General features: G+C 72.0%; 16 protein-coding genes. 10 read left to right on the top strand and 6 right to left on the bottom strand.

What is annotated here, in order from left to right:
- Positions 1-240: 240 nt before the first annotated feature.
- The gene (locus ACGFYN_RS27020) at positions 241-870 is read right to left on the bottom strand and encodes a hypothetical protein (RefSeq protein WP_393868456.1); all 630 of its coding nucleotides are present in this window, start codon (positions 868-870) and stop codon (positions 241-243) included.
- A 115-nt stretch (positions 871-985) separates the two neighbouring features.
- Positions 986-1,801 (bottom strand): AfsA-related hotdog domain-containing protein, encoded by an 816-nt coding sequence (locus ACGFYN_RS27025; RefSeq protein ID WP_393868457.1) that lies wholly within the window; start codon positions 1,799-1,801, stop codon positions 986-988.
- Positions 1,802-2,026: 225 nt separating this feature from the next.
- Here ACGFYN_RS27025 and ACGFYN_RS27030 point away from each other — a divergent pair, with 225 nt between their 5' ends.
- The 7 genes from ACGFYN_RS27030 (at position 2,027) to ACGFYN_RS27060 (ending at position 8,160) form a co-directional block, all read left to right on the top strand.
- Positions 2,027-2,629, top strand: a complete 603-nt coding sequence (locus ACGFYN_RS27030) for a TetR family transcriptional regulator (protein WP_393868458.1) — start codon at positions 2,027-2,029, stop codon at positions 2,627-2,629.
- A 371-nt stretch (positions 2,630-3,000) separates the two neighbouring features.
- On the top strand, positions 3,001-3,789 hold the full coding sequence (locus ACGFYN_RS27035) for an SDR family NAD(P)-dependent oxidoreductase (RefSeq protein ID WP_393868459.1): 789 nt from the start codon (positions 3,001-3,003) through the stop codon (positions 3,787-3,789).
- Positions 3,790-4,000: 211 nt separating this feature from the next.
- Positions 4,001-4,231, top strand: coding sequence for a 4-oxalocrotonate tautomerase family protein (locus ACGFYN_RS27040; protein WP_393868460.1), 231 nt, complete (start codon positions 4,001-4,003; stop codon positions 4,229-4,231).
- 58 nt (positions 4,232-4,289) lie between these two features.
- A complete protein-coding gene (locus ACGFYN_RS27045) occupies positions 4,290-5,732 on the top strand; it encodes an MFS transporter (RefSeq protein ID WP_393868461.1) in 1,443 nt (480 codons plus the stop codon).
- A gap of 144 nt (positions 5,733-5,876) precedes the next feature.
- Entirely contained in the window at positions 5,877-7,469 is a 1,593-nt protein-coding gene (locus ACGFYN_RS27050) for an acyl-CoA carboxylase subunit beta (RefSeq protein WP_393868462.1), read from the top strand.
- Positions 7,466-7,678, top strand: coding sequence for an acyl-CoA carboxylase epsilon subunit (locus ACGFYN_RS27055; RefSeq protein ID WP_393868463.1), 213 nt, complete (start codon positions 7,466-7,468; stop codon positions 7,676-7,678). The genes ACGFYN_RS27050 and ACGFYN_RS27055 overlap by 4 nt, the downstream gene beginning before the upstream one ends.
- A gap of 14 nt (positions 7,679-7,692) precedes the next feature.
- Entirely contained in the window at positions 7,693-8,160 is a 468-nt protein-coding gene (locus ACGFYN_RS27060; RefSeq protein WP_393868464.1) for a MerR family transcriptional regulator, read from the top strand.
- Here ACGFYN_RS27060 and ACGFYN_RS27065 read toward each other — a convergent pair.
- Entirely contained in the window at positions 8,094-9,218 is a 1,125-nt protein-coding gene (locus tag ACGFYN_RS27065) for an oxidoreductase (RefSeq protein ID WP_393868465.1), read from the bottom strand. The genes ACGFYN_RS27060 and ACGFYN_RS27065 overlap by 67 nt on opposite strands.
- A 108-nt stretch (positions 9,219-9,326) precedes the next feature.
- Between ACGFYN_RS27065 and ACGFYN_RS27070 the strand changes: the two genes are divergently transcribed.
- The gene (locus tag ACGFYN_RS27070) at positions 9,327-9,893 is read left to right on the top strand and encodes a TetR family transcriptional regulator (protein WP_393868466.1); all 567 of its coding nucleotides are present in this window, start codon (positions 9,327-9,329) and stop codon (positions 9,891-9,893) included.
- On the opposite strand, the gene ACGFYN_RS27075 is transcribed toward ACGFYN_RS27070, so the two are convergent.
- Positions 9,863-10,894, bottom strand: a complete 1,032-nt coding sequence (locus ACGFYN_RS27075) for a ScbA/BarX family gamma-butyrolactone biosynthesis protein (RefSeq protein WP_393868467.1) — start codon at positions 10,892-10,894, stop codon at positions 9,863-9,865. The genes ACGFYN_RS27070 and ACGFYN_RS27075 overlap by 31 nt on opposite strands.
- Before the next feature lie 114 nt (positions 10,895-11,008).
- On the opposite strand from ACGFYN_RS27075, the gene ACGFYN_RS27080 reads away from it, so the two are divergent.
- A complete protein-coding gene (locus ACGFYN_RS27080) occupies positions 11,009-11,671 on the top strand; it encodes a ScbR family autoregulator-binding transcription factor (protein ID WP_393868468.1) in 663 nt (220 codons plus the stop codon).
- 13 nt (positions 11,672-11,684) lie between these two features.
- Here ACGFYN_RS27080 and ACGFYN_RS27085 read toward each other — a convergent pair whose 3' ends face one another.
- Together ACGFYN_RS27085 and ACGFYN_RS27090 are read right to left on the bottom strand one after the other, a co-directional pair.
- Positions 11,685-13,403: an IclR family transcriptional regulator C-terminal domain-containing protein gene (locus tag ACGFYN_RS27085; protein ID WP_393868469.1), complete on the bottom strand. Its 1,719-nt coding sequence runs from the start codon at positions 13,401-13,403 to the stop codon at positions 11,685-11,687.
- Between the two features lie 66 nt (positions 13,404-13,469).
- Positions 13,470-14,744 carry a M6 family metalloprotease domain-containing protein gene (locus ACGFYN_RS27090; RefSeq protein WP_393868470.1) on the bottom strand — a complete coding sequence of 425 codons (1,275 nt, stop codon included), beginning with the start codon at positions 14,742-14,744 and terminating at the stop codon, positions 13,470-13,472.
- A gap of 292 nt (positions 14,745-15,036) precedes the next feature.
- On the opposite strand from ACGFYN_RS27090, the gene ACGFYN_RS27095 reads away from it, so the two are divergent.
- Complete coding sequence (locus tag ACGFYN_RS27095; protein ID WP_393868471.1) at positions 15,037-15,690, top strand: TetR/AcrR family transcriptional regulator; 654 nt, start codon at positions 15,037-15,039, stop codon at positions 15,688-15,690.
- The last annotated feature ends 22 nt before the right edge of the window (positions 15,691-15,712 follow it).

Raw genomic sequence — 15,712 nt, forward strand, 5'->3', positions numbered from 1 at the left:
GTCGGACGGCGGCCGGTCGGATAGTTGGTCGCATGGGACGGTCGGTCGCATGGTCCGGTCGGTGGGGCGCATGGCCGACGGAGGCCAGCTGAGCCGGCTGACGCCGGTAGTCCGGTCGTCCGGTGGGGCCAGTGGGCCGGTGGGCCGGTGGGCCGGTGGTCAAGGCCGTATGCGAACGGCCGGCCGCGGGACGCCTTGCTGGAGGGGTCGCGCGGCCGGCCGCCGGGGGAGGGGCGAGGGTCAGGCGGCGGTGACGCGCTCGTAGATGCGGGTGTACAGACCGTTGTCGCCCCCGGTGATGTAGGTGTCGCCGGCCTCGCGGACGATCTGCTGGTAGCGCGGGGAGGTGAAGGCCTCCATGTACGTCGCCGGGTCCGCGTCGAAGCCGGACACGAACATCACGCCGGGCTCCGTGCTGGCCAGCGAGTGGAAGGCCTGGAAGCTCTTGACCTCGTCCGAGGTGCGCACGACGTCGAAGATGGTCTCCTCGCGCCAGGCGCGGTACTGCCGGTAGACGCGCGGCACGACCTCGACGTGCCGCATCTGCACGTACCGGGTGTCCGGCAGGGCGCCGGCGGCCGGCTTGGGCGCCTCGACGAACTGCAGGAACTGGCGCCGGAAGTCACCCTCGCCCAGCGGGCCGACGGCCTCCCACAGCTTCCACCAGTCGGCCCGCAGCCTTTCCATCTGCTCGAAGCCTTCCAGCGGGGCGAGTTCGAGGACCGAGTTGCTCTCCAGGCCGCGGTAGAGGATGCGGCCCTCGAAGCCGGACGCCTCGTTGTGGCGCTGCCAGGCATCGGCGACGGCGTCGATCTGCTCGGGCTTGGCGAACAGCTCGGTGGCGGTGATGAGGGCGGCGGAAGCGGACATGACGGTTCTCCTTGGATGTGGGTGTCGCTGCGTGAAGTGGTGGGCGGAGCTCTGCCGGTGGTGTGTGTCGCTCCGCAAGTGGTGTGTGTACGTGGGGAGTTGGGCGGGCGCCGACTCAGGCGCCGACCAGCACCGGCTGTCCGGTGGCCGCGGCCCCCGCCGCCGCGGCCGCCTGCTGCGTGGTGCGCACCGTGTGCTCGACGGCGTACCGCGCCCTGCGGTGCTCCTTGGCCTCGATGACCGGCGCGTCGAAGGCCGTGTAGGTCACGGTCGTGATCGAGGCGCGGCGGCCCGCCTGGTGCAGGGAGATCTCCGCGGCGAAGGAGAGCCGGCCCGGGTCGTCGAGTTTGGCGCGGAGGGTGTGGTAGACGATCGTGGCGTCGAGCGGGAAGAGGAAGTTCTCGAAGTCGGTGTTCATCGTCTCGATGACGTAGTAGTACGACCGGTCGAGATGGCGCGAGGCGTGGTAGCGCTCGCTGACCGCGAGGAACATCTGCCGGGCGGCCTCGACGGCGACCATGCCCTGGACGTGCTCGCCGGTCTGGTGGTCGATCAGCAGCTCGTTGTCGTTGTGGACGCGCAGGGTCGCGGAGAACAGGTCCTCGCCGTCCCGCCTGAGGTCGGCTATGAGGGTGTTGCAGCTTCGGTGTTTGTGGGCCTCGCCGCGGCCGGCCGGCACCGGCTCCCGGAAGGCGAAGTCCAGCCGCTCGGCGAGGCCCAGGAGCAGGGCCTGCTCACGGACGAGTTCCCAGTCGTGGCGGGTGACGCCCTGACCGGCGCGGACCTGGATCGGGTGGGTGTCCCAGGAGTACACCCCGAGGCGCATCTCGTCGGTGAACTGCGTGACCGTGAGCACGTCCTCCTGCGCAGTGAATCCGACAAAACGGTCACCGACGAGCAGCAGGGTCCGGGGGGTTGCCGTGGCTGACATGCGTTTCTCCTTGGTGGGGCGGCCGGGCCCGACGGGCGGCCGCAGACGGGAGGAGCGTCGAAACAGGTACAGCTGACGTACGGGGCCTGCCGCCTCTTCCGCGCCGGTTCGTCCGGGGTGGCGGGGCCGATGTGAAGAACGTAGAGCACCTCGGACACGAACGCAACCATCTAGTTGGTTTTTTAGAACTATCCAGTTGGTTTCCCGGTGGACTAGGCTCGTCCCATGGCTGAGACACCCAAGGGACAGCAGACCCGCGCCAAACTTCTGGAGGCCGCCGAGGTGGAGTTCTCCGAGCACGGTCTCGCGGGTGCGCGCGTGGACCGCATCGCGGAGCGCTCCGGCGTCAACAAGCAGCGGATCTATGCCTACTTCGGCAACAAGGAAGCCCTGTTCGCCGCCGTGATGACCAAGGTCTACGCGCACATGTCCGCGGCCGTTCCCATCCCCACCACGGAGGAGGGGCTGCGCTCCTACGTCGGCGAGGTCTTCGACTACCACCGCCAGTCCGACCTGGTGCGGCTGCTGGCCTGGGAGGGGCTGCACTACCGGGACAAGCCGATCCCGGACGAGAAGGAGCGCGAGGCGTACTACGTCCACAAGACGGCCGCGCTCAGCCTCGCCCTCGGCATCGACGACCCCACGGCGGCGGCCCGGGCACTCATCGCCCTGATCGGCGTGGCGTCCTGGCCGTTCATCGTGCCGCAGCAGCGCCGGCTGATGCTCGGGCCGGACGGCGACACCGAGTCGGGGTGGGCCCTGCTGCGGGCCAGCGTCGTCGCACACGGGCACTCGATCATCGACAACGTCCTGCAGGGGTCGGTCTGAGGCTGTCGGTCTGAGGCTGTCGGCCTGGCGTCGTCAGTTCGGGGTTGGGGTCTGCGGCCGTCGGCTCGAGGTTGCCGGCCTGGGACCGTCGGTTTGAGGCTGCGGGTTCGCGGCCGTCTGTCCGGGGAGGGCTTGGAGGGCGGGGTCTTCCGGCCTGCGGGACAAGGGAGTTCGGATTCGTCCGGGCTCCTTTTTTGCTGGCCAGAGGCCTGAAACCAACTGGATGGTTCTAGAAAACCAACTAGATGGTTGCGCCCGCTCCGGAACCCGGCTACCTTCTTCATCACCAGGCCGCACCCGCTTCACCCGGGTCGCCGACGTGAACTGACGCATCGTCAACTAGGGGCGCAGCCCCGGGATTTGAGGGAACCGTGGACACCACCGCCCCCGTCATCGTCGTGAGCGGCGCCACCGGCGGCATGGGCTCGGCCGTGGTCGAGGAGCTGGCCCGGTCCGATGCCACCGTCGTGCTGCTCGGCCGGGACGCGGACCGCCTGGAGCGGACCCGGACCGAGATCGACGCCCGCACCGGCGGCGTCGGCCGGCTCGTTCCGTACGAGGCCGACATCAACTCCACCGCCTCCGTGGACACCACGGTCGCCGCCCTGGTCGCCGAGCTCGGCCGGGTCGACGGGCTGGTGCACACGGCCGGCGACGGCCCACTGGCCCCGCTGGAGGAGGCCACCGACGCGATGTGGCAGGCCACCTTCAACGGCAAGCTCATGGGCGCGGTCCGGCTCACCCGGGCGCTGGCGGGCCCGCTGGCCGCGGCCGGCGGCGGTTCGGTTGTGTTGGTGAGCGGGGTCTTCCGCAAGGACCCCGACCCGCTCTTCCCGGTGAACAGCGCGGTCAACGCCGCCCTCGCGGCCTTCGCGAAGGCGGTCTCCAAGGACCTGGGCCGCAAGGGTGTACGGGTCAACGTGCTCGACCCCGGCGCCGTGCGCACCCCGCTGTGGGACGAGATCGCCAAGGCGATCGGCGACCGCACCGGTGCCACCGCCGAGGAGGTCAGCGCCCAGGTCGCCGCCGGGACCCCGCTCGGCACACTCGCGGAGCCGGCCGACGTCGCCCGGCTGACCGCCTTCCTTCTCTCGCCGGCCGCCCGTCACATCGCGGGAGCAGCGCTCACCCTGGACGGCGGGGCGTCGGCCGGCCTGTAGCCGCCGCCGGCGTTCCGGCTCATCCCTCCGCGCGCCGCACGTCACCGGGCGCGGACCCGAACTTCGTACGCCCGGAACACCCGCACACCTGCACATCCGCACATCGCAGAGTCCCGTACACCCGGCACCCCTGCACCGGCACCCCTACGCCCGGCACCCGTACACCCGACTCCCGTGCGCTCAACTCCCGTATGCCCGAAGGAGCTTCGCCATGCCCATCCTCTCCATGACCACCTGGCCGAACCAGACCGACGAGAAGTGCCAGGAGCTCATCGAGGAGCTCACCGCCACGGTGCACCGCGTCATCGGTGCACCCCTCGACAAGATCACCGTCTACCTCCAGGAGATCCCGCAGAACCGCTGGGGCGAGGGCGGAGTGCTCGGCACGAACCCCGAGTTCGCCGAACTCAGCCGCCGCCGCGCCGCGCCGGCCGACGCCTGACCGCGCTCCGCCTTCGCTCCTCCCCCCACCAACCCGGCCTTTTCCAAGGAGACTTCCCATGGCCATCCTGACCCGGTCCGCGCGGACCGACCGGACCGACCGGACCCCGGTCGTACCGGCCGGTGAACCGTCCACCCCGCGGCGGTCCTCCACCACCACCGTCCTCGCGGCGGCGCTGCTCGCCTTCTTCGTCATCTCCCTCGACGGCTCGGTCGTCAACGTGGCCCTGCCGGCCATCTCCCACAGCCTGCGCGGCTCCATGGCCGACCTGCAGTGGATCGTCGACGGCTACACGCTGATGTTCGCGGCGTTCATGCTGTCGGCCGGAACCTTCTCGGACCGGATCGGCGCCACCCGTGCCTATGCCTGGGGTCTGGCCGCCTTCACCGTGGCCTCCCTGGCCTGCGGCGTCGCGCCCAACCTGGGCACGCTGATCGGCGCCCGCATGGTGCAGGGCGGTGCCGCGGCGCTGATGGTGCCGGCCTCGCTCGCGCTGATCCGGCAGACCTACTCCGACCCGGGCAAGCGGGCGCGGGCCATCGCCATCTGGACGGCCGCCGGCTCCGTCGCGGTCGCCGTCGGCCCGGTCGTCGGCGGCATGCTCACCAGCGGGCTGAGCTGGCGTGCGGTGTTCTACCTGAACCTCCCGGCGGGCGCCCTCGGCCTCGCCCTGCTGACCCGTATCCAGGCCTCGCCGCGCCGCGAGGCCCCGGTCGACCTGATCGGCCAGCTCTCCGTCGTGGCCTCCCTGGCCGGCCTGACGTACGCCGTGATCGAGGGCGGACGCGCGGGCTGGGGCGGCCCGGACGTGCTGGGCACGCTGGCGCTGGCCGCCGTGGCGACCGTCGTGTTCGTGTGGACGCAGTCGCGGCGGGAGCGCCCGATGGTGCCGCTGAGCATCTTCAAGTCCCGCACGGTGGTGGTCTGCCTGGCGGCCGGCTTCAGCATCAACGCGGTGTTCTACGGCGCCATCTTCCTGCTCGGCATGTACTTCCAGCAGGTGCGCGGCGCCTCTCCGGTCAGCACCGGCGCGATGTTCATCCCGATGTGCGCGCTGATCTCCATCGTCAACATGGCGGGCGTCAAGCTGGCGGCGCGCAAGGGCGCGTGGGTGCCGATGACGATCGGGCAGCTGGTCATGACCGCGGGGTCGCTGCTGATGCTGACGGTCACCGACCACACGTCGTACCTGGTCCCCGTGCTGCTGCTGGTCCCGATCGGCCTGGGCGGCGGGCTCGCGGTGCCGTCTCTGACGGCGGCGATCCTGGAGAACATCGACGGCGAGCGGGCGGGCACGGCGGCCGCGGTGCTCAACACCTTCCGGCAGGTCGGCAGTTGCATCGCGGTGGCGGCCTTCGGTGCGCTCATCGCGGACACCTCGCACTTCCAGCAGGGGTTCGACACCAGCTTCGTGATCAGCGTGGTGATGCTGCTGACCACGGCCGCGGCCACGGGTCTGCTGCTGCGGCGGGTGACCAAGGGGGCAGGCGGCAAGGCGTAGACGCCGAGCGGCAGTTCACGACCGGTCGCGTGATTCCCCGCACCCCTTCCGGGGCGCGGGGCTTCCGCATGTCCGGAGGGGCCCCGGGCAAAGTCGAGTTAAAAAACCTTCACGAAGGAATTTAAATGCTCCATGATGGTTCGCATGACCGTCATGGAAGAACGCGCCCTCCCGCAGCCCCCGCCCGAGACCACCCGCTCCCGCCTCGCCGAACTGGAGCTCATACGTGAGCTCGCGCACGAGGGCCCCGGCCCCGGCGCGAGCGACCAGCAGCACGCGCGCGGCAAGCTGACCGCCCGTGAGCGCCTCGAACTCCTGCTGGACGAGGGCTCGTTCACGGAGATCGAGGCGCTGCGCCGGCATCGCGCCACCGGGTTCGGGCTGGAGGCGCGGCGGCCCTACACGGACGGTGTGGTCACCGGCTGGGGGACCGTCCACGGCCGTACCGTCTTCGTCTACGCCCACGACTTCCGCATCTTCGGCGGCGCTCTCGGCGAGGCGCACGCGGCCAAGATCCACAAGGTGATGGACCTGGCGCTCGCCGCCGGGGCCCCGCTGGTCAGCCTCAACGACGGGGCCGGGGCCCGGATCCAGGAGGGTGTGTCGGCACTCGCCGGCTACGGCGGGATCTTCACCCGCAACGTCGCAGCGTCCGGGGTGCTGCCCCAGATCAGCGTGATGCTCGGGCCGTGCGCCGGCGGTGCCGCCTACTCGCCTGCCCTGACCGACTTCGTCTTCATGGTGCGCGGCATCTCGCAGATGTTCATCACCGGCCCGGACGTGGTCAAGGCGGTGACCGGCGAGCAGGTCAGTCACGACGGGCTCGGCGGCGCCGACGTGCACGCCACGGTGTCCGGCGTGGCCGCGGCGGCCTACGACGACGAGGCGAGCTGCCTGGAGGACGTACGCCATCTGCTGTCGCTGCTGCCGTCCAACAACCGCGAACTGCCGCCCCGCGAGGAGCCGTCGGACGATCCGGAGCGGCGCTGCGAGTCGCTGCTCGACCTGGTGCCGGCCGAGCCGAACCAGGCGTACGACATGCGCCGGGTGGTCGAGGAGCTCGTCGACGACGGCGACTTCTTCGAGGTGCAGCCCGCGTGGGCGGCCAACCTGGTGTGCGCGCTGGCCCGGCTGGACGGGCACGTCGTCGGCGTCGTCGCCAACCAGCCCTCGACGACCGCCGGGGTGCTGGACACCGCCGCCTCCGAGAAGGGCGCGCGGTTCGTGCAGTTCTGCGACGCGTTCAGCATCCCGCTGGTGACGCTGGTCGACGTGCCCGGCTTCCTGCCCGGGGTCGGCCAGGAGCACGCGGGCATCATCCGGCACGGGGCCAAGCTGCTGTACGCGTACTGCAACGCGACCGTGCCGCGGATCTCGCTGGTGCTGCGCAAGGCGTACGGCGGTGCCTACATCGTCATGGACTCGCGCTCCATCGGCGCCGATCTGGCGCTGGCGTGGCCCACCAACGAGATCGCAGTGATGGGCGCCGAAGGCGCGGCGAACGTCGTCTTCCGCCGGGAGATCGCCGCCGCCGACGACCCCGAGGCGGTGCGGGCCCGGCGCATCGCGGAGTACAAGTCCGAGCTGATGCACCCCTATTACGCCGCCGAGCGCGGTCTCGTCGACGACGTGATCGACCCGCGCGACACCCGGGCGGTGCTGATCCGCTCGCTCGCCGCGCTCCGCGCCAAGCACGCCGAGCTGCCCTCCCGCAAACACGGGAACCAGCCGGTATGAGCGAAAGTGCCGAGCGCACCGAGGAGTTCGTCGTGCGCGTGCTGCGCGGCGAGCCGACCGCGGAGGAACTCGCCGCGGCCACCGCCGTCCTGATGGAACTGGCCCCGCGGACGCCTGCCGCGGAGGAGCCCGCGCCCGTCCGGTCCGTATCCACCTGGCACCGCCCCACCCTGACCACGCACCGCGCCGCCACGTCCTGGCGCCACTGAACGGGAGGACCACCATGTCCACGACCGAAGCCCAGACCCATGACAACCGCCCCACCGCGTACGCCGCCCCCTATGCGGAGACCTACTCCCTGGAGGAGGTCGTCCGCATCAGCGGCCTCGACGCCGGAACGCTGCGCTGGTACGAGGACCAGGGGCTGATCGAGGGCGCCGCGGAGGATCCGTACGGCGTGCGCGCCTACAGCCCGGTCCATCTGCGCTGGCTGGAGTTCCTCAACCACCTGCGCAGCACCGGGATGCCGCCGACCGCCATGAACCACTACGTCGAGCTGTACCGGGCGGGCGACTCGACGATCGCCGCCCGCCGTGAACTGCTGCAGGCGCACCGGGAGGTGCTGCGCGCCCGGTCCCGGGACTTCGCCGCGACGCTGCGCTACCTCGACTGGAAGATCGGCTTCTATCTGGAGCGGGAGGCGGCACTGGTGCGGGCCGGCGCGTCGGCGGCGAGCGTGGCCGAGGCGTAGGCGGCGGCCACCGGCTCCAGGCGCAGCACGCCGTGCGAGGCCACCGTGTGGACATCACGCCACAGCCGGTTGAGATCGCCGCCGCCGGCGCGGAGGTGGGCGCCGCCGGTACGGAAGAGACGGTCGACCGCGTCGGCGAGCAGCCCGGCGGCCACCGCGGCGTCCCGCTGGTTGGCGGCGACGAGGGCCGCGCCGACCGGTCCGGTGTCGGCGCGGCCGGCCGCCCGCTGCAGCAGCAGCCCGGCCGCGTCGATGTGCGCCGAGGCGACGGCGAGCGTCTCGCGCACCGCCGCGCTGTCGTGGTGCGGCGGCCGCCCGCTGCCGGGCGCCTTCGCCGCCGCCCACCCGGACCACAGCGCCAGCGCGTGGCGGGCGGCACCCAGCGCCGGCGCGCAGAACATCAGGCCGCCGGCCAGCTGGGCGGGGACGGAGTGGCAGCGGGCCAGGCCCGGAGCGTCGCCGCCGCGCATCAACTCGGCCAGCGGGAAGGAGCGGTGGTGCGGGACGAAGGCGTCCCGCACCGAGGCGGTGTGACTGCCGGTGCCGCGCAGCCCGGTGGCGTCCCAGGTGTCGAGCACCTCCACCTCCTCGGCCGGCACGGCGAAGACGCGTACCCCTTGTGTCTCCGGGGCCGCCACGAGCAGCCACTGCGCGCTGCCGATCCCGCTGACGCACCCCCACGTGCCCGTCACCCGCCGGCCGCCGCCGACCGGTTCGGCCCGTCCGGCCGGCGGCATCAGTGCCGCCGAGATCCGCACGTCGGGCGATGCGCCCCATATCTCGCGCTGCCCCTCCTCGGGCAGCAGCGCGGCGAAGCGTCCGTGCGCGGCCCAGAGCATGCCCACCCATGCGGCGGAGGTGCAGGCCTCGGCGAGGGCCGCCACCTCGTCGAGCAGGCCGGTGAACTCGCCCTCCGCACCGCCCCATCGGCGGGGCACGAAGTGGCGGGCCAGTCCGGCGGAGGTCAGTTCGGCCACGACCACCGTGGCCAGTGCGCGGTCCGCGTCGGCGCGGCGGGCGTGTTCGGCGACCGTGCTCGCAGTGGACGTCGAGGGCATGTCTTTGCTCCTTGTCGGGATTCCGTGACCAAAAAAGTGCGTTCAAGAAGGTATTATTTGAGGACCCTGGCCGCCCCCCACCTCCCGCAACGACCGAAGGGACGCACGATGGCGAAGCAGGCACGCTCGCTCCGCACTCATGAACTGGTCCTCGACGCCGCTGCGGCCGAGTTCGTCCGCCATGGCTACCCGCGTGCCAACCTCCAGGACGTGGCGGCGCGTACCGGACTGACCAAGGGCGCGCTGTACGGCCACTTCGCCTCGAAGGAGCACCTGGCCCGGGCGCTGGCCGAGCACCTCGACGAGGTGGCGGCCGAGATCCTCGCCCGGCACGCGGATGCGGACCTCCCGGTGCGCGAGCGGCTGGGCGCCCTGTGCTGCGAACTGGCCGGACGCGTCGAGTCGGACGTGCGCTTCAACGCGGCGCTGCGGCTGATGCTGGACGAGGCGCCCACGGCACCCGAACCCCCCGGGCTGCTGGCGGACCTGCGTGCCCTGGGGGAGGAGCCGGCCACGGGCTCGCCGGCCGACCTCGCCACCGTGATCCTGGTGGGCGCCTACTGCACGGCTCCCGATCTGGAGCGGCGGGGTCTGGCCGAACGGGTGCGTGAGCTGTGGGACGCGGCTTCGGCGGGAGAGGGCGCTCAGGCGGGCAACGGGACGGCGGCGCGGTGAGCCACGGCCGCCCACATGCTGCGGCAGGTGGCGAGCGGGGTCTTCCCCTGCACGGCGTCAAGGGTGAGGCGGGTCCTGCCGGTGTCGGGGTCCGGGACGCGCTCGCGGACCACCAGGTCGATGGGCTGGTCCAGTTCGCCGAAGGCCAGGCAGTCGGCCTCCATGCCGAGCAGGGTGTGCCCGGTGCCGGGCGCGGAGCCGCCGGGGTGCAGCAGCAGGTGGCCGAGCTGGCGGAAGCCCTCCAGGGTGACCATCAGCGGTACGTGGTCGCTGGGGTGGTCGAAGAAGATCGGGTGCTCCACGTCGATGAGCAACTGCCACGGTCCTTCTGTGCGTTCGCGCACCAGCACACTGTCCTTGGCACGCAGCCGGCCCACCGCCGAGGGGTGCACCCGCTGGAGCGAGCGGGGGGCCGGGCCGGTCACGGAGACGCCGCGCGGCTGGGCGCCCCGGCCGCGCAGCATCGCGTACCGCTTGTCGTCCACGGCGACGACGTGCAGCGCACCGCGGCCGCAGGCGCGGCCGCCGACGGTGAGGACGACCTCGAGACGCATGCCGAAGCGGTTCGGCGGGCGGTTGCCGACCCACATCCACTGCGCTTCCAGGACCAGGGGCGCGGGCTCGCCGCCGACGCGCAGGGCCGCCGGGTCGGTGATCTCGAACTCCGAGCCGAAGCCGATGAAGCGGTGGGTGAGCGGGACGTCGTAGTGGGCGTGCGCAAGGTAGACCAGCGCCTGGCGGATCGTCTCCATGAACAGCAGGGGGTCGCTGGTGCCGTCCCTGCCCGGGGAGTAGAGGGCGTGGTCGCGCGGCCACTGGGCGGCGACCAGGAAGCTGTGCTCGCCGGTGCGGACGGCGTCGGTGAGGAAGACCTCGGCGATCGCGGCGCGGTGCACCATGTGCCGCGGGACGGCCTGGAGATAGCTGAGGTGCAGCCGCTCGGACAGGGCCGAGCCGCCGGAAGCGCTCGTATCGACAGGTATGACGGCAGGCTGATGCATGGTCTGAACCCCCAGTGAATGCATTCACGCAGACAGCAACATCGGCACGAGGCTTCCGCTCATCGAGCCGCGACTTACAATACATTCCCGAAGGTATATTTCAAGGAACAAAGGATGGACGCCATGGCCGTGGAACGCAGCGCCCCCAGGTCCCGGCCTGCCCGGGACACCGCCCCCCGCCACCGGGACACGGGCCTGAAGCAGGAGCGTGCCGTACGCACCCGCGGGCAGGTGCTCGACGCGGCGGCAAAGGCGTTCGCCACCAAGGGCTTTCCCGCCGTGACCGTGCAGGACGTGGCCGAACTCGCGGGGGTGACCAAGGGGGCGGTCTACTTCCACTTCGCCAACAAGGAGGCGCTCGCCCAGGCGGTGGCCGAGGAGTTCTACCACGTGCTCGGCGTCATCGGGCAGGAGCTGGAGGAGGCCGAACTGCCGCCACTGCGGGCGGTGTCGGAGCTGCTGGAGCGCACCGCCGTCGCCTTCCGCGACGACACCATGGTCCAGGCGGGCGCACGCCTCCAGATCGAACGCTCGCTGATCGGCGCCGAGATGCCCATGCCCTATCTCGGCTACACCGAGTCCCTCACCACCTGGCTCCGCCAGGCCCGGACCGAGGGGCACCTCCCCGCAGGCACCTCGCCCGAGGCCACCGCCCGCGTCCTGGTCTCCGCCTTCTTCGGCGCCCAGCACATCTCCTGGGTCCTCGACGACCGCGCGGACATCGCGGACCGGGTGCAGGAGATCCTCGCGGCGGTGGTGCCGCTGGCGGCGGCGTAGCCCGGGCCGCCGGTCAGGACACCGGCACCCGGGTGAAGCGCCCCGCCACCCGCAGCTCCCCCTCGATCCGGTCCGCCGTCGCGCGCAGCTCCGGCAGGATGTCCCGCAGGCACTCCTCGACGGTGTGGCGGGCCGCGTGCATCGCCACGTTGAGGGCGGCGACGACGCGGCCGGAGCGGTCGTGGACCGGCACCGCGATCGAGCGCAGGCCCTCCTCCAGTTCCGCGTCGACCAGGGCGTGGCCCTGTGTGCGTACGTCGTCGAGGAGGCGGGTGAGCGTGTCCGGGTCGGTCAGGGTGTGCCGGGTGACCGGGCGGAGGGGGAGCGGGAGGGGACGCTCCGCCGGGGGCAGGTCCGCCAGCAGGACGCGGCCCATCGACGTCGCGTACGCCGGCAGGCGCGTGCCGAGGGTGATGTTCACGCTCATGATGCGGCTGGTGGCGACCCGCGCCGTGTACTGGATGTCGTCCCCCGACAGCACCGCCAGCGAGGTCGACTCGTGGACGCGTCCGGCGAGTTCGGCCATGTGCGGGGCCGCGATCTCGGGCAGGGAGATACGGGACAGGGGCGGGAAGCCGAGCGCGAGGACGCGTGGGGTCAGCTCGAAGACGCGGCCCCGAGCGCGCACCAGCCCCAGGTGCTCGTAGGTGATCAGCGCCCTGCGGGCCGTGGCCCGGGCCAGGCCCGTCGCCTTCGCCACCTCCGTCAGGGTCAGTTCGGCGCGCCCCTCGCCGAACGAGGTCAGGACGGTCAGGCCGCGTGCCAGGGATTCCACGAACTCCCGGCCCAGTTCCTGCTTCGACGCCCCGGTCCAGGCCGCGAGCCCCGACGGCGCGGCGGCCGGCTGTGCGGGGGGCACCTCGCGCAGGTCGTCCTCCATCGCCCGGACCGCCTCGCGCAGCCGCGGCAGCAGCGTGTCGCGCAGGCCCGCCGCGGTGTGCCGGCTGGTGTGGCTCACCACGTTCGCCGCGCACACGATCCGGCCGGTCCGCGGATCCCGTACCGGCACCGACACGGCGACCAGCCCCGGTTCGATCAACTGGTCGTCCAGCGCCCAGCCGTCCGCGGCCGCCGCGGCGGTTCGCCGCTCGAACTCCCCGTCGGCCAAGGCGTGTCGGAGAGGTGGTGCGGCGGGGAAGTCCCTGTTCTCCGGGTCCGACGCCCGGTGCTCCCGCCATGCCCGCCACTCCTCCTTCGTCCACTCCGTCGCGAACAGCGCGCCCGGCGCGGTGCGTTCGGCCGGGAGCAGGTCGCCGATGCGGAAGCTGAGGGACATCGCCCGGCGGCGGGTGGCCTGGTGGATGAAGCGGATGCCGTCGCGGTCGGCGACGGCCAGCGACACCGACTCGTCCAGTTCGTCGGCCAGGGCGTCGCCGCGCGCGTCGAGCAGTGCGGGCAGACGCAGGGCGGCGAGGTAGGCGTTGCCCAGTTCCATCAGGCGGGGGGCCAGCACCACGTCCCGGCCGTCGAGGCGGACGTAGCCCATGCGGGCCAGGGTGGCGGCGATCCGGTCGACCGTGGAGCGGGCGAGGCCCGTGGCGCGTTCGAGCCCGCTCGGGCTCAGCGTCCCGGCCGCCTCGGTCAGCCGCAGCAGCACGGCGATCCCGCGGAGGAGGGGCGTGACCGCCTCGGCCGGTACGGCGGCGGGCGAGGGCGCCGAGGGTGCGGCGGACGAATCAGCCGGTACGGCGCAAGACGCGGCGTCGGCGTCCGTCGTGGACTTCGCGGGCATCGGATCTCCGGTACGGCGGTCGGGGCACGCCCACGGTAATGCGCGGACCTGCCCTCTCACTCCTGCTCACCTCCGGACGACCTGCACCCGATAGCTCCCCGGCCGGTCCGTCCCCACGACCGTGATCCGGATGTGCCGTTTGGGGTCCTCGAAGGTCTCGCCCGGGGTGAAGGGGGCGTCCGAGAGCTCCGCCTGGACGTTGGGGCTGCGGGTGCAGCCGCCGCTGTCGCGCCGGGCGTCGAACACCTTGACCGGGCCCATGCCGGTGTCCACACGGGAGTCGACCTTGTAGATCAGCACGCCAGGCCGGCACACGGCCTCGTCGTTGCCCGCGCGGATGCGCACCTCGACGGCGTAGACCGTCCGGGCGTCGACGGGTACGAAGACCAGCTTCGGGCCGCCCGCGCGCTCCAGGGGCGTCAGCGTGTACTCGGTCGTGCCGGTGGCCGCGCAGCTGACCTGGGACGCGTCCAGCCAGCCGAGCTTCCACTTGTGCCAGCCGAGCAGGTCGTTGTCGGCCCCCCAGTCCTCGCTCATGATGTCCCAGTGCCCGACCGCGCCCCCGCCCTCCTGGGTGTAGAGGTCGGGCAGACCGAAGACATGGCCGTTCTCGTGCGGCAGTACCCGGTAGCCGGTCCTGGCGAAGTTGCCGGAGCCGTCGTCCTGGCGGGAGTAGACGAAGGAGGCGTTGGCGACGGGGACGCCGTCGGCGACCGGGGCGTCCGCGTTGCCCGCGAAGGTCACCGACAGGACCGTGTCCAGCGCGGACGGGCCGGCGTTGGGCGTCATCAGCACGTTCAGGAAGTCGTACTCGCGGAAGTCCACCTGCGGGTCGGCGGCGCTCACGATGTCCTGGACGAGCCGGCGGTAGCCCTCGTCGAAGGGGGCGCCGCGTTCTATGTCGTACGCCTTGAACGGCTTCGGCATGCGCAGCCAGTGCGGGATCGGGGTCTCGGGGCGGTAGTCGAGGCGGCCGTAGGAGGCGGTGCGGAACCACTGCCGGGTCTTGGGGAAGAACTCGTGGAAGCGGTCGAGGGCCTTTCCCGGGCCGGGTGCGTCGGAGAAGTCGACCATCAGGGTCAGGGCATGGACGGTGCCGGTGGAGCGGGAGTAGCCGGTGCCGGTCGGGACGCCCTCCGAGAGCTGGACGGTGCGGCCGCCGTCGATCATGCAGGGACCGAGCTTCGTTGTGCGGGCCGGCGCGACCGGTCCCGCCCCGGCCGCCGTGGAGCGTGCCGTCAGCCGCCCGCTGCCCGCCGAGGTGACGACCGCGAGGATCAGGGCGGCCACGGTCGCGAGGGCGGCCGCGCGGCGAGGCCGTATCCGACGGCTGAGCTGCATGCGCGGGCCCTTCGTCCTGGCAGCCGCCGGTCTCAGGCTGCGCCCTTTCGATCACCCTGGTTCGGGGGCTGCGCGGGCGCTCGCTGGATGGTCCGAACGTGGGGTTTCCGAACGAGCGAGGGGCGAGGAAGGGGCGAGGAAGGAACGCCGCACAGAGATGTGACCCACGTCACAGGAAATCCCTGCGGGGTCGGGAAATAACCGGGGAACCTTTCCCCGTTTAACCCTGCGTACGAGCGAAACGGGGACTGCCTCCCCGGATCGCCAAAACCACCGAAGCGAGGAGTACGCCGTGCAGACCGCGACCCCCGTGCAGCGGAAGGTGACCCGGCCGCGCGCCGACGCCCTGCGCAACCGGGAGCGGATCGTCGCCGCCGCCCGCGAGATGTTCACCGAGTTCGGCCCCGACGTGCCGCTCGACGAGATCGCCCGCCGGGCCGGTGTCGGCAACGCCACGGTGTACCGCAACTTCCCCGACCGCGACGCCCTCGTCCGCGAGGTCGTCTGCTCCGTCATGGACCGGACGTCCGAGGCGGCCGAGTTCGCGCTCGCCGAGACCGGGGATGCCTTCGAGGCACTGGAGCGCTTTGTGCACACCGCCGCCGACGAGCGGATCAGCGCCCTGTGCCCGATGATCCAGACCACCTTCGACCAGAACCACCCCGACCTGGAAGCGGCGCGTGAGCGCGTCGAGCAGCTCGTGGCGGAGCTCATGGACCGCGCCGTGCGGGCCGGCCAGCTGCGCTCCGACGTCGGCGTCGGCGACCTCATGATCGTCGTGGCGCAGCTCAGCCGGCCCCCGGCCGGCACCGACTGTGTCGTCAACGACCGCTTCGTACATCGTCATCTGCAGCTGTTCCTGGACGGGCTGCGGGCCCCGGCCCCATCCGTCCTGCCGGGCACAGCCGTCACCGTGGAGGATCTCCGCCGGCCCTGCACCGATTAGTTCAGGACTCCAAGCGAGTCGA

The organism is Streptomyces sp. NPDC048419 (genome assembly GCF_043200415.1).
GTDB lineage: Bacteria > Actinomycetota > Actinomycetes > Streptomycetales > Streptomycetaceae > Streptomyces.